This is a genomic window from Limnohabitans sp. Rim28, from assembly GCF_000293865.2.
GTDB lineage: Bacteria > Pseudomonadota > Gammaproteobacteria > Burkholderiales > Burkholderiaceae_C > Limnohabitans_A.
The window spans coordinates 175,135-187,986 of the sequence record NZ_ALKN02000003.1; the positions used below are offsets into that span (position 1 = coordinate 175,135).

Consider the following 12,852-nt stretch of genomic DNA (forward strand, 5'->3'; position numbering starts at 1 on the left):
CCCATGAAAACCCGTCGGCAACTCATTCAAACGATCGGGGCGGCGAGTCTGGCGTCCCTTACTTGTGTCGGCCGCGCCCAGGCTTGGCCCGCCAAACCGGTGCGCATCGTGGTGCCATCGGCTGCAGGCAGCCCTTGGGACCCCATGGCCAGACATTTGGCAGACCGCTTGTCCAAAGTTTTTGGGCAGCCCTTCATTGTTGAAAACCGGTCCGGGGGCACCGGGCTCATCGGCATGGACCAGGTGGCCAAAAGCAGTGACGCCCACACCTTGGGCATCATGTTCATGCCGCACACGGTATTGCCCGCGCTGGTCGCCAAGATGCCTTACGACACCTTGAAAGACATCGTGCCCATCAGCCAGACGCAGTGGACCTACAACGTGCTCGTGGTCCGCAGCAACATGCCTGTGCGGGATGTGAGCGGTTTGATGGCATTGGCCCGTAAAAGTCCAGGCAAGCTGATTTACAGCTCCGGTGGTGCAGGCTCACCCGCGCATTTGATGGGCGAGTATTTCAAGCAGCTGACCGGCACTTTCATCTTGCATGTGCCCTACCGAGGACCGGTGGCGGCCTTGCAAGACCTGATGGGCGAGCAGGTGGACATGATGTTCGCTTCGCTGGCCGCCGCGCTGCCCCACATCAAGAGCGGTCGTTTGCGGGCCATTGCGGTGACGGCGGCAGAACCACTGGAAGCGCTGCCCGGTGTACCGACTTTTACCCAAGCTGGATTTCCCCAGTTTGATGTCCGGGACTGGGCCGGTCTGGTGGGTCCTGCTGCATTGCCGTCATCTGTGGTCGAGCGGCTCAATGTTGAGGTGGGCAAGGCACTGTCGGAAGCAGGTCTTGAGCAAAGATTCTCCCAGATGGGGGTGTATCTGCAGACCAGCACGGTGACTGGATTTGGCGAGTTGGTGAAAAAAGAAATCCCCAAATGGGCGGACGTGGCGCGTCGCTCGAACATCAAAATGGAATGAAAAACATGAGCGCATTGATCGCAGAAGAGCAACGCCGCCAAGCCATGCTGGGCGGGGACATTGCGGCACTCGAAGCCTTGCTGTCGGAGGGGCTGGTTTATGTGCATTCCACCGGGGGGCGCGATACCAAGACCACCTACTTGAAAAAATTGGCCAGCGGCAGCCTGAAGTACCTGACGTTGTCTTTTGAAGACTTGCAGGTGCATGCGGCAGGCCCGGGCGAAATGGTGACTGGACGCATGTCGGCCGAGGTGATCATCGGTGGCCAGTCCAAAGCGATCCGCAGCTTGTTTCTGACGGTGTGGATGCCCGAGCCTGGTGCCGATGGGCAGCAAGTCATGCGCATGCTGGCGTACCAAGGCGCGCCTTATCCCGTCTGATTGTTTGGGGCCTATGACCAACTTCATTTTCATCGTCGCCGACGATCTGGGTTACGCTGACTTGGGTTGCTATGGCGGACGCGAGGCCGGGTTTGGGCCCGTGTCACCGGTGCTGGACCGTCTGGCGGCGCATGGTCTGAAGTATGTGAATGGGTATTCGAACTCGCCGGTGTGCTCTCCCACACGGTTTGCATTGATGACCGGTCGCTACCAGTATTGGGTCCGGGGGGCGAGTGAAGAGCCCTTGCTGGGGGCCACGCGTGGTCATCCTGAAATGGGGCTGCACGCCGACTTGCCGACCTTGCCGTCCATGCTCAAGGCAAAGGGTTATCACACAGCCTTGATTGGCAAGTGGCATCTTGGATTCAGGCCTCATTTTGGTCCTGAGAAATCGGGCTACATGCACCACTTCGGCCCCATGTCGGGCGGCGTGAGCTATTACGGTCACAACGCGCGTGGGACTGACTCGGATCTGGAGCTGGATGGCCAGCCCTACGATGAGCCCGGTTACCTGACCGACCTGATCTCCAGGCGAGCCGCGCAGTATGTGCGTGACCGTGCAGCCGATGGCCAGAAATTCTTTCTGAGCTTGCATTACACCGCGCCCCATTGGCCCTGGGAGACGCGCGCTCAGGGACAAATCAACCCTGAGATCGTCAAAGACATCATGCACCTCGATGGTGGCAATGTGGAGACCTACCGCACGATGATCCGCGAAATGGACGAGGGCATCGGATGGGTGGTGGATGCCTTGCGCGAGACCGGGCAACTGGACGATACGCTGATCATTTTCACCAGCGACAACGGTGGTGAGCGCTTCTCTGACAACTGGCCCTTGGTGGGCGGCAAAATGGACTTGACGGAGGGGGGCATCCGTGTTCCCTACATCGTGCATTGGCCCCAGGGGATTGTCCAGCCCGGCAGCGTCTGCACACAACACTGCATGACCATGGACTGGACCGCCACCGTGCTGGACATTGCCCAAGCGCAGCTGCCTGCAGGCCATGTGCTGGATGGTGTGTCGATGCAACCGACCATGCACAATGTTCAAAAGACCTTTGAGCGACCGATGTTCTGGCGGATGAAATACAAGCAGCAGCGGGCGCACCGGGACGGTGATTGGAAATACCTCCAGGTCGACGATAACGAATACCTCTTTAACCTGTCTGAAGATGCCCGGGAGAGGGCCAATCAGGCACACCGTCATCAGGACAAGTTCAGGACCATGAGGGCCGCCTGGCTCCAATGGAATGCCCAAGTGCCCCCTGTGCCTGAAGATGCTCGGGTGCATGTGGTCTATACATTGCGCGAAATGCCCGCCCGGTGATATGGGAACAAGTCTTTGTCTTTCAAGGCCTTGCTGCTTTGACACAACTTGGGGGGGAATAAGGGTTCACTCGCTTTCAAATGTCCAACAAGAGCCAGCTGGTGCTGGTCACATGTTCGCCGTGATGGTCCGCTACCAGCCTTTAGGCAACTTACAAGGGCGAGGGTCTGAATTGCAGCGATTGTGGCCATCGATCCTCACAAGCTGAACTGCATCTGTCGGCCAGAAGCCGTCAACTGCATCCCATGTGTTTCTTGTACATCTCGGGGTTATGACCAGCGGGAATGTTCTTACACGGATCGTCGACATAGCCGCGAAGAACGTTGTACCGCTTGATCTGTTCTGGTGTGAGGAACTGCACAGTCTTGTAGTGCTGTGAAAGATGGATGAAGCGCAGTTCGGACCTTGCCGATTCGGTCTCGGCCAGCAAGCGGCGCAGGGATGGCTCATCCACTTTCCCGGCTGCAAAAGCGGCTTCCAGGGCTTTCTCTGCTGCGATCAGGCGCTCGCCTGTGGGGATGGCGGCTTTGCGCATTTCATCCAAGAGGACCTGGGTCTTGGTCACTTGGTCGGAATTCAATGGAATCTGATCCTTGAGTTCCAGAAGATGCGCTGGGCCGGGCATACCGTTGAGTTCAGCGGAAAGGGCCAGGCCCCAACCGCCACCACGCCGAAGTTCATTGATGTCGTTGTCGGACAGCGATTTGATGGCTCGGTTTTGCATCCCGGCATAGGGCGTCTGTGCCCCGTGGTTGTGCTGCGCCAGGGTTGAAAAAGGCAGACATATGGCGAGCGCAAAAAGCAAAGTGTTTTTTTTCATGGTTTTTTCCAAATCAAATGTGAGAACTCAGTGTGCTTATCAAGAAGGCTATCGTGCCGAGCGGTGAAGATGGCAACACCCGAACCATGCACCACGAAGTAAAGTTATCGACCATCTTGATCCCTTAGTCATTGGTCTCAATGGCGCCAATTCGGGCCGTCCCGCTCCCGTCTGCGTCCAGCCTCGGTCTCATCAATTCTTGCTGAATGGAGACGCAAAGCTCCTCACAAAGCCAGGCGCTGGGGAGCCGAGATGGATGAATCAGACTCAGGACGTCAGCCACTGCTGAATTTCGGCCTTGGTAGGGATGCGACCGCTGGCCACCACCTTGTCGTTGATGACCAGCGCGGGGGTAGATAAGATGTCGTAAGCCATGATGGCGTTCATGTCGGTGATCTTCTCGAAGTCTGCCTGCAGGCCAGCGGTAGTGGCAGCATCGCGCGCGACCGCTTCCAGCTTTTTGCAGTTGGCGCAGCCCGAGCCCAGAATTTTGATTTTCAGCATGGGTTTTCCTTGGTCAATCACACACCATCAAGAGCCTAGAGCGGACGATTGGCGCCGGTGTAGGGCAAAAAGCAAAGTACCCAGCGCCGCAACGAATACACCCATGCTCATCACCAGCCGTGTGGCAGACATCCCGTCCACCCATGAACCGTAGAGCAAACCCGCCGTCACGCTGAACAGTGCCACCAGGCCGACGTAGGAGAAGGTCTTCTTGCGCCCAATCACGGCGATGACCATCAGAATGCTTTGCAGGCTCAGCTCAGGGTCAGCCATCAGGTAGGCCAACAAGGGGCCGGGATGCATGCCCAGGTCCAAAAACATCTTGGCCACTGGCACTTCGATCAAGGTGGGGAAATACATGAACACGCCGAACACCACGGCGACCATGTTGGCCGTCACACTGTTGGTGCCAGCCAGGGTCTCAATCCATTCGGGGCGGATGAGCTGGCGTACCACGCCCACGATGAACACGCCCACCACAAGCAGACCAAAAATTTGCTTCACAAAACGCCACGCTTCCCACAACCAGGCTTGGCGGTCATTGACATCCAAGGCGTTTGCGTAATACCAAACCGCCCATAGGCCGGCCGCAACACCAAAAAAGCGACCCGTGATGGCCAACTCCAGCCCGCCTGGCTGCGGGGTGAAACGCAAGGCGGCCACAAGCAAGGTGGATGCAGTCAAGCCCAAAGTCACCCATGTCCAGCGGTTGGCCCCCTCAATGATGTCTTCCAAGCCCTTCCAGGCAGTCATCGCTATGGTGAGCAGCAGCAAGATGAGCATGGAGCCTTGGAAAGTCACGCCTTCTTCGCCCTTGGCCGCATCAAACGGTACCCAGCCGAAAAGTGTGGCCTGCCAAGCTTCTGCCCAGCCCAGGGGCAGGGTCAGCGTCGCCACAGTGATGGTCAGTGGCCAGAGTTTGAGCGTGCCCGCAATCAGCAGCGCCACCATAGACAGCAACAAGCCAGTGGCCGCTGGCCCAACGCTGGCTTTTTCTGCAAACAGCGCATCGGTCTGGGCGTCGTGGGTAGCGTCATCACGCCAGAACAACATGGCCATCAACAAACCAATGCCCATACCGAAGAGAAGGCACAACAGAAAACGGGCCATCGCGAACTCTATGCCCAAAACACTGCCTGTGTAGGCCAGTGCCATGATGTTGCCGGCAGGCGCGAAAAACAGGAAGGTGATGGCCGGCCCCACACCCGCACCTTTGCGGTAAATACCGCCGAACAGTGGCACGATGGTGCAAGAACACACCGCAAGCAATGAGCCTGCCGCAGCGGCTGCTGGGTAGGACACATAGGCCGGCGTATTACGTCCCAACCAGCGGGTAATGCTGGCTTTGGGAATGAGTGCCGCCATGGCACCCGCAATGAAAAACGCAGGCACAAGACACAGCAACACGTGAGCTGCCAAGTAGGCAGCCAAGTTACCAACGCCGCCACCCAGCAAATGCAATGCATCGTCCATGGGTACCTCTTTTTATGTCTTTTGAGTTTAGACACGTGACCACTGCGTCAGCTTGACCTTTGTCAAGTTAAACCGAAGCTGGTTCTCTTTGCAGCAGGTGCTGTGGTCGATGAGGGGATTCCTACGACTGATACCGCTGTAAGCAAGTCAACGTCTTAGAAGACACGACCGACTGCAATGGGTCGGTTCCTGCCCTTCGTGCCAGCTTGTCGTAGTCCGCTACCAGCCTTTCGCAGACACTCATCCCTCAAAAGCCTGCTGCATCAACTCAGGTAAACCACACCACACCCACCGCGCCACCCGCCACCATGGCCACCAATCCCAGACCTATTGTCAATCCGTAGCGAATCCCGCCGCTGACCATCGCCAAGGCGGTTTTGGCCAACCCGCTGGAGGCCAGCACGGCCACCAGTGACCATTGCGCAAACTCAGGCGTCATGCCGCCTGTCTGTATCAGTTGCGCAATGCTGGCGGCAGCAGCATGCACCTCCACCCAGGCCACACACAGCGCAGCCACCAGCACACCCACATCGCCAAAAACATGTTGCAGCCAGGCGGCAAGCAATGACATCAAGGCAATGATGCTGGCCATGCCCAAGGCATGGGTCAGTTTGAAAGCGTGTCCTGTTGGGGTCTCGGCACCATCACCGTCGATGCGACGCAAGGCGAGCACCACCACCAACAGCAAGCCCAGGCCAGCCAAGACCAGTGGCCAGCGCATGGCCACCAGCAGGGGCGGTGAGGCAGCCCCCAGCACCCCGGCAAACAGCACCAACGACGCCAGATTGGCCAGCAGGGCACAAGCCGCTGCGGGCAGCGCATCACTGTGGCCTGCCTGCACGCGCTGACCCGTGCTGACGACCACGGCGGTGGAAGACACAAAACCCGAAAAGAAGGCCGCCAGTGGCATGCCCCAACGCCCCCCCAGCGCCCGCTGCGCGACATGGCCCAGCATGCCGACTGCCATGACCAACACCACGATGCGCCACAGCGTGGTGGCTTGCAGCACGCCCCAGGGGTCCATCGCTTGGTCCGACAGCAGCGGCATCACCACCAGTGCTGCGGCGGCCAGGATCAGGGCGTCTTGCAATTCTTGATCGGTGATGAGCACACGGCTGATGCGCTGCGAAGCTTGCTTGGCATGCAGCAGCGCCGCAGCCAGCACGCCCAGAGCGGCAGACAAGCTCGGGTTTTGCTGCGCCAGCGCCGACAGCATCAGTGTCGCCAGCAAAGCCACTTCGCCCGTCTGGCCAGGATCGCTTCGGGCGGTGGCCTGATAACCCCCGATCACCAGCGCGCCGATCACCAAGACCGTGGCCACAAATGGCCCAGTGCCCAAACCCCAACTCACATAGCCGAGCATCGCCACCAGCGCGTGCGTTCGCGTGCCCGCCTTGGTCCTGGTTGGCTCGTGCCGGCGCTCACGCACCACGCCGATCAGCAAGCCCACCCCCAAGGCGGTCAGCAAACCGATCCAATGTGCGGAGGTGTTCATGACAAAAGAAACATCATCCGCATCTGAGCATGAGGGTTGGCGACAAGCATTGACTTTGATCAACTTGGATTCGAACAAGAACCTTGATCATTCACTTCTGAGGCGCATCGACTGTGAGCGCGCCAACAGGTCTGAATGCCCATGGTTTTTTCACCATGCCCTCAACCCAAAGCCTGATGCTCAACCCGGCTTGCAGGAGCCTCCCATGAAATGCAATCGCGCTTGGAGCCAGGGGCTGCTGGTGTTGTCTCTGGGCCTGACCGCCATGCCCGCTTTGGCCGAGGTGGATTGCGATGCGCCGCTCAACCGCTGGCAATCACGCGATGCCGTGCGGCAGATGGCCGCAGCCCAAGGCTGGCAGATCGAGCGGCTGAAGATCGATGACGGCTGTTATGAAATTCGGTTCACCGATGCGCAGGGCCGCAGATTCAAAGCCAAGATCGACCCGGAAACGCTCAAGGTCTTGAAGCTCAAGCAGGACGGGCACCAACGCGAGCTTCAACGTGAACGCGAAGCGTCATAGGTTCTTCATTCAACAGGCTTCACGGAAATACCACCATGTCCAAACCTCTTTCATCCCTTGTGGCCACGGCCTGTGCGCTGACCTTTCCCGCCCTGGCACACAGCCGCCCGGTCACGCTGACCGCGCAGCTCAAAAATTACGGCGGTGACGGTGCCTACCTGGCGGCTTACCTCACCGATGCCAAGGGTGCCTATGTGCGCACCCTCTGGGTGGCCGGTGGCAAGGCCAAGTACCACAAGCATTTATCGGATTGGTACCGACTCTCGGCCGGTGATGCCAAACGTTTGGAGGGCGTCACCGGTGCCAGCGTGGGCGCGGGGCGCACCCTCAAGGTCACGGCCGATCTGGCGGATGCACTGATCGACGCGGGCTATGAAATCCGCATCGATGCCGCCGCCGAAGACATGCGCGACAGCCCCTCAGAGGTTCGCATCCCGCTGACCAAAGCGAATGCGGGCAAGCCGCAGACCGGCAAGCCCTACATCCAGTCGGCGACCTTCCAACTTCAATGAAGCAAAGGGCATGAGCTGGAAAGCGATGCATCGCTGGTTGGGCTTGACCGTGGGCACGCTGGCTGTGGTGCTGGGCATCAGTGGTGCCATTCTGGCGATCGACCCGGTGCAGCAGGCTTGGCAGGCCAGCGCAGCGCCTGGCGACTTGACTGTGGCCACCTTGGTCGAGCGCGTGACACGCACGGTGCCGTACGCCGAAGAAATCCGGCATCTGCCCTCGGGTGCCATCGTGGTGTTCAGCTTTGCTGGCGAGCAGCCGCAAGCGGCTTATATCGACCCAACCGATGGCCGGGTGCTGGGCCCTTGGCAAGCCTCGGCGCTGCCGCGCTGGGTGAAGAACCTGCACCGCTCTGGGCTGCTGGGGGACGCCGGGCGCTGGCTGGCAGCGGGCATTGCGCTGGTCATGACGCTGCTGTGTGCATCGGCGCTGGTGCTGCTACTGCGGCGCATGGGTGGCTGGCAGCGAGTGACCAAGAAAGTGCGCGGCACGCTGGCGCAACGCATCCATGTGCTCACCGGCCGAGTGGTGCTGCTGGTTCTGTGGCTCACGTCGGTCACCGCGCTGACCATGAGCGCCTCGACCTTGGGGTGGGTGGCGCTGGATGCGGGGACTGAGCCGGAGGTGCTTTCGGTGGTGTCCGGCCAGCCTGCCTTGTCCGGTGCGCAGCTGGCCCCGCTGCAAAGCCTGCTGGTCCAAGATTTGCGCAAGTTGAATGTGCCAGGTGCCACCGACCCCGAAGACACCTGGAAGCTCACCACCGCCCAGGGTCAGGGCTGGATTGACCGGTACTCGGGTCAGATGCTGGCTTGGCAAGAAGCCAGCTTGGCGCAGCGCGTGTACGCGCTGGCCGTGGTGTTGCACACGGGCGAATCGGCTTGGCTGTGGGCCTTGGTGCTGGCTCTTGCGGGTGCCAGCGTGCTGTTGTTTTGGCTGTCGGGTTTTTTCATTTGGTGGCAAGCGCGCAACCAGACCCCCCAGATCACCGGCAACGTCCCCATGGCGCAGGCCGATGTGCTCATCTTCGTGGCCAGCGAGGGGGGCAGCTCCTGGGGTTTTGCCCAAACACTGCAAGACGCACTGAGCCTGTGCGGCCACCGCGTGCACACCAGTGCTTTGGAGAATTTTCAAACCACCACCGCCACGCGACAGGTGTTGGTGCTGGCGGCCACCTATGGTGAAGGGCAGGCTCCGACCCATGCCAGTGGTGCGCTTGCGCTGATTTTCAAACTCAAGGCCAACAAGGTACCGGTGTCGGTGTTGGGTTTTGGTGATCGGCAGTATCCGGCGTTTTGCGCCTTTGCCGAGGCGCTGGATCAGACGCTGCGCGGGCAAGGCTGGCTCACGCTGCTGCCGCTCGAATGCATCCACCAACAATCCGCGCAGCAGTTCGCACGTTGGGGCCTGGCCTTGGCCCAGGCGCTGAACGAACCGTTGGTGTTATCGCATGTGCCGCGACGACCACCGACCACGGTACTGACCTTGATCGGGCGTCAAAACTTCGCCGCTGCAGGCGGCCAACCGACCGCCATATTGCGCTTTGCATGGCCGACAGATGGCTTGCGCACTTGTCTGGGCACGCATGGTTTGGCGCGGTTTTCGGCGGGTGATCTGGTGGGCATCGTGCCACCCGGCTCCAGCGTGCCGCGTTTTTACTCGCTGGCGTCGGGCTGGCAGGACGGCTTTCTTGAAATTTGCGTGCGCCAGATGCCCGGTGGTCAATGTTCCACGCACCTGCTGGGGTTGCAAACCCATGACGCCATCCAGGCCTTCATCCGGCCCAACCCGGGGTTTGCGCTGCCCCAGACGCGCAAGCCGGTGTTGCTGATCGGTGCGGGCACGGGGGTGGCACCGCTGGCGGGTTTCATCCGCCGCAACGAGCGCATGCGGCCCATGCACCTGTACTTTGGCGGGCGCGATCCGACGCAAGATTTTTACTTCGGCGCCGAGATCGAGCGCTGGTTGGGTGAAGGGCGCTTGGCCAGCTTGCAGACGGTTTTCTCGCGCGTGCCCCAAGGGGGCGGCTATGTGCAGGACGCGCTGCGCCGCGATGCCGAGCGCGTGCGCCACTGGGTCAGCCAAGGCGCCATCGTGCGGGTCTGCGGCAGCCGCGCCATGGCGCAGGGCGTGACCAATGCGCTCGATGCGGTGCTGGCCCCCCTGAAGCTCAGCGTCGCCAAACTCAAAGCCAAAGAACGCTATGCCGAAGATGTTTTCTGAAGCTGCTGCACAGTGTCAACGCATCACCTTACACGGCCCGAGCATGGGCACGCGCTGGTCGGCCACCTTGGATGCCGACGACAGCCTGGACATGAATGCCTTGCAGCATGACCTGGCCACAGCGGTCGATCAGGTGGACCAACAGATGTCGCCTTGGAAGCCGAACAGCGACCTCATGCGCGTGAACCGGGCGCCTGTAAACGCTTGGGTGGAGGTGCCCGCAGAGATGCTGGAGGTCTTGGCCTGTGCGCTGGATGTTCACCAACAGAGCGCGGGCGCCTTTGACCCCTGCGTAGGTCGGCTGGTCAATGCCTGGGGTTTTGGTGCGCAGGGCGATGTGCCCAACGCGCACGCCATTCCCATCGCACGCCAATCCCAGCCGTCTGCTGCCCGCGCCTGTGTGGAGCTGGACAGCATCGCGGGCAAAGTTTGCAAGCGGGCGCCCTTGCAACTTGACCTGTGCGGCATTGCCAAGGGCTTCGCGGTGGACCGCATGGCCCATGTGCTGCAAGAACACGGCGTTCGGCATGCACTGGCAGGGCTGGATGGCGAGTTGCGTGCTGTGGGCGCACAGTCCAGCGGCGCCTCTTGGTCGGTGGCGCTCGAAAGCCCCGAGTTGGATCGCCGTGCGGTGCGCGGCGTGATCGAACTGGAGGATCTGGCGGTGGCCACCTCGGGCGACTACCGACGCTGTCTGGAAGTTGGCGGCGCGCGCCTTGCGCACACCATGGACCCACGTCGCTGGGCGCCGGTGAACAATGGCGTGGCATCGGTCACTGTGCTGGCTTCAAGCTGCATGCAAGCAGATGCTTGGACTACAGCCTTGTTGGTGGCAGGCCCCGATGAAGGTTTGGCCATGGCCCAGCGCATGGGGATGGATGTGTTGTTCTTGATGCGCCGTGGTGAAGGCCTGATCGAGCTGGGCTTAGGACGGTTTGGCCGAGCCGCAAAGCTCAAGGCTTAGACATGCCAAAGCCGAGGGTAGGTGCCTTGCAAGCCCCACATCTCTTGCCGCCACGCTGCCCATACTTTTCTGAGCAAGTGCATGGCAGGCTCGGTCACGGGTGCCAGCGCCCGCAGCACGATGACTTGTTGGTGCGGTGAGGTGGCCCCGGCGGTCAGGCGCAGTTCAGACGCTTCGAGCCCATCGCGGGCGCAGGCCAAAGCCCGCTCGATGCGCTCATCGGCCAATGCGCTGCCTGCTGCAAACACCAGGGTGGCCATGCAGCGCTGGCCTGCCAGGCCCAGCGGGCTGTCCATCAGGCGGGTGTCCTCAGCGTTCAGGGTGCCGCGTTCCAGCCACACGCCGGGGATTTCCAAGTGTTGGCGAAACCTGCCTTGCACATAGGGCAAGTCGGCCGCAGGCAACCCAAAGGCGGTGATGTCCCAAGCCATCATTTCTGCACCCGGGGCCAGGTCAAACACGGCGTGGTTGAGGGCATCGCATTGGTTGTAGGCAATGGCTTCCAAAGGCAACCATTCCAGACGCGCCCCTGTTTCAACCCGCGCGTGCACCTGTTGTGTGGCCAGGCCTGCTTCAGACCGGTAAAAGCGCGTGGCACCGGGTGTGGTCACCAGACCATGCGCCCCTGATGCGACAGTGACTTGCATGTCGAGCGTGTCGCCACCCACCAAGCCGCTGGGCGGGTGCACCAGCACGTTGTGGCAGACCGCATCGCCTTCGGGGTAGAGGCTTTGCAAGATGCGCAGCGGGCCCTGGTGCAGGTAGCGGGCGACGCTGCGCTTGGACGCCAGCGTGTAGTCGAGCTGCAGGCTGGCGTGCCAAGTCGAGCGTCCGGACACGTCTGCTGCATGCCCCCCACTGACCTGGCTCACCTCATGCACCTTACTCGCCTTGCGAGCCGCGGTGTGCCCAGCCGGTGGTGCGCTTTTCGATGGCGCTGAACAGTTCGTACATGGCCATGGCCATCGCACCCACCACCACCAAACCAGAAAACGCCAAGCCCATCTGCATGGCCGAACCGGCAGAGATCAGCAAGTAGCCAATGCCTTCGTTCGAGGCGGTCATCTCGGAGACCGTGGTGCCCACAAAGGCCAGCGTGATGGCCACTTTGAGCGAGCCATAAAAGTAAGGCATGGAGCGTGGCAGGCCGACTTTGACCAACACGTCCCAGCGCTTGGCACCCAGCACGCGCAACACGTCTTCCAGTTCAGGCTCCAGTGTGGCCAGACCGGTGGCGATGTTCACCATGATGGGGAAGAAGCTGATGAGGAAGGCCGTCAAGATGGCGGGGCCGATGCCGATGCCAAACCACACCACCAAGATGGGCACAAAGGCCGCTTTGGGCAGGGCGTTGAAGGCGGTCATGAGCGGGTACACGGCGGCATAGGCCAAGCGTGAGCTGCCGATGATGAAGCCGAGCAGCACGCCCACCACGATGGCGATGCCAAAGCCGACCATGGTCACCCAGAAAGTGCGCCAGGCGTGGCCCGCGATCACGTCGCGGAATTCGATGGTCTGCTGTGCGATGCGCGAGGGGCTGGGGAACACGAATTCCGACACGTTGAAGGCGCGGCACAGGCCTTCCCAAATCAGGATGCTCAGCACCAACAAGATCCAGGGGGACCAGCTTTCGAGGGATTTTTTATTCATGAGAGGCTCCC

The 12,852-nt window shown here is 60.8% G+C and carries 13 protein-coding genes; 7 read left to right on the forward strand and 6 right to left on the reverse strand.

Going from position 1 to position 12,852, the window contains the following annotated elements:
• Positions 1-3 precede the first annotated feature (3 nt).
• The 3 genes from B472_RS05270 to B472_RS05280 are packed head-to-tail and all read left to right on the forward strand — an operon-like array spanning position 4 to position 2,682.
• Positions 4-975, forward strand: a complete 972-nt coding sequence (locus B472_RS05270) for a tripartite tricarboxylate transporter substrate binding protein (protein WP_019425921.1) — start codon at positions 4-6, stop codon at positions 973-975.
• A gap of 5 nt (positions 976-980) precedes the next feature.
• Positions 981-1,355, forward strand: coding sequence for a nuclear transport factor 2 family protein (locus B472_RS05275; RefSeq protein WP_026039345.1), 375 nt, complete (start codon positions 981-983; stop codon positions 1,353-1,355).
• A gap of 13 nt (positions 1,356-1,368) precedes the next feature.
• Entirely contained in the window at positions 1,369-2,682 is a 1,314-nt protein-coding gene (locus tag B472_RS05280; protein WP_019425923.1) for a sulfatase, read from the forward strand.
• Positions 2,683-2,914: 232 nt separating this feature from the next.
• On the opposite strand, the gene B472_RS05285 is transcribed toward B472_RS05280, so the two are convergent.
• From B472_RS05285 to B472_RS05300, 4 genes are all read right to left on the reverse strand, one after another.
• Positions 2,915-3,502, reverse strand: coding sequence for a Spy/CpxP family protein refolding chaperone (locus B472_RS05285; protein ID WP_026039346.1), 588 nt, complete (start codon positions 3,500-3,502; stop codon positions 2,915-2,917).
• Positions 3,503-3,769: 267 nt separating this feature from the next.
• Positions 3,770-4,006 (reverse strand): thioredoxin family protein, encoded by a 237-nt coding sequence (locus tag B472_RS05290; protein WP_019425925.1) that lies wholly within the window; start codon positions 4,004-4,006, stop codon positions 3,770-3,772.
• 27 nt (positions 4,007-4,033) lie between these two features.
• Positions 4,034-5,479: a permease gene (locus tag B472_RS05295; RefSeq protein ID WP_019425926.1), complete on the reverse strand. Its 1,446-nt coding sequence runs from the start codon at positions 5,477-5,479 to the stop codon at positions 4,034-4,036.
• A 268-nt stretch (positions 5,480-5,747) separates the two neighbouring features.
• Entirely contained in the window at positions 5,748-6,974 is a 1,227-nt protein-coding gene (locus B472_RS05300) for an MgtC/SapB family protein (protein ID WP_019425927.1), read from the reverse strand.
• A gap of 205 nt (positions 6,975-7,179) precedes the next feature.
• On the opposite strand from B472_RS05300, the gene B472_RS05305 reads away from it, so the two are divergent.
• From B472_RS05305 to B472_RS05320, 4 genes are read left to right on the forward strand one after another with little or no spacing between them, the layout of a single operon-like run.
• Positions 7,180-7,497, forward strand: coding sequence for a PepSY domain-containing protein (locus B472_RS05305; RefSeq protein WP_050995416.1), 318 nt, complete (start codon positions 7,180-7,182; stop codon positions 7,495-7,497).
• A gap of 35 nt (positions 7,498-7,532) precedes the next feature.
• Positions 7,533-8,009 (forward strand): DUF2271 domain-containing protein, encoded by a 477-nt coding sequence (locus B472_RS05310; protein ID WP_026039348.1) that lies wholly within the window; start codon positions 7,533-7,535, stop codon positions 8,007-8,009.
• 10 nt (positions 8,010-8,019) lie between these two features.
• Complete coding sequence (locus B472_RS05315; RefSeq protein ID WP_019425930.1) at positions 8,020-10,227, forward strand: PepSY domain-containing protein; 2,208 nt, start codon at positions 8,020-8,022, stop codon at positions 10,225-10,227.
• Positions 10,208-11,191, forward strand: coding sequence for an FAD:protein FMN transferase (locus B472_RS05320; RefSeq protein ID WP_026039349.1), 984 nt, complete (start codon positions 10,208-10,210; stop codon positions 11,189-11,191). Before B472_RS05315 ends, B472_RS05320 begins: the two co-directional genes overlap by 20 nt.
• Here B472_RS05320 and B472_RS05325 read toward each other — a convergent pair.
• Both B472_RS05325 and B472_RS05330 read right to left on the reverse strand, forming a co-directional pair.
• The gene (locus B472_RS05325; protein WP_026039350.1) at positions 11,188-12,030 is read right to left on the reverse strand and encodes an urease accessory protein UreD; all 843 of its coding nucleotides are present in this window, start codon (positions 12,028-12,030) and stop codon (positions 11,188-11,190) included. The genes B472_RS05320 and B472_RS05325 overlap by 4 nt on opposite strands.
• A 43-nt stretch (positions 12,031-12,073) precedes the next feature.
• Positions 12,074-12,841: an ABC transporter permease gene (locus tag B472_RS05330; protein WP_019425933.1), complete on the reverse strand. Its 768-nt coding sequence runs from the start codon at positions 12,839-12,841 to the stop codon at positions 12,074-12,076.
• Positions 12,842-12,852 lie beyond the last annotated feature (11 nt).

What these genes read in the sequence shown, in the direction of transcription:
- B472_RS05270 (WP_019425921.1), top strand. Translation starts at nt 4, where the DNA reads ATGAAAACCCGTCGGCAACTCATTCAAACGATCGGGGCGGCGAGTCTG.
- B472_RS05275 (WP_026039345.1), top strand. Translation starts at nt 981, where the DNA reads ATGAGCGCATTGATCGCAGAAGAGCAACGCCGCCAAGCCATGCTGGGC.
- B472_RS05280 (WP_019425923.1), top strand. Translation starts at nt 1,369, where the DNA reads ATGACCAACTTCATTTTCATCGTCGCCGACGATCTGGGTTACGCTGAC.
- B472_RS05285 (WP_026039346.1), bottom strand. Translation starts at nt 3,502, where the DNA reads ATGAAAAAAAACACTTTGCTTTTTGCGCTCGCCATATGTCTGCCTTTT.
- B472_RS05290 (WP_019425925.1), bottom strand. Translation starts at nt 4,006, where the DNA reads ATGCTGAAAATCAAAATTCTGGGCTCGGGCTGCGCCAACTGCAAAAAG.
- B472_RS05295 (WP_019425926.1), bottom strand. Translation starts at nt 5,479, where the DNA reads ATGGACGATGCATTGCATTTGCTGGGTGGCGGCGTTGGTAACTTGGCT.
- B472_RS05300 (WP_019425927.1), bottom strand. Translation starts at nt 6,974, where the DNA reads ATGAACACCTCCGCACATTGGATCGGTTTGCTGACCGCCTTGGGGGTG.
- B472_RS05305 (WP_050995416.1), top strand. Translation starts at nt 7,180, where the DNA reads ATGAAATGCAATCGCGCTTGGAGCCAGGGGCTGCTGGTGTTGTCTCTG.
- B472_RS05310 (WP_026039348.1), top strand. Translation starts at nt 7,533, where the DNA reads ATGTCCAAACCTCTTTCATCCCTTGTGGCCACGGCCTGTGCGCTGACC.
- B472_RS05315 (WP_019425930.1), top strand. Translation starts at nt 8,020, where the DNA reads ATGAGCTGGAAAGCGATGCATCGCTGGTTGGGCTTGACCGTGGGCACG.
- B472_RS05320 (WP_026039349.1), top strand. Translation starts at nt 10,208, where the DNA reads ATGCCGAAGATGTTTTCTGAAGCTGCTGCACAGTGTCAACGCATCACC.
- B472_RS05330 (WP_019425933.1), bottom strand. Translation starts at nt 12,841, where the DNA reads ATGAATAAAAAATCCCTCGAAAGCTGGTCCCCCTGGATCTTGTTGGTG.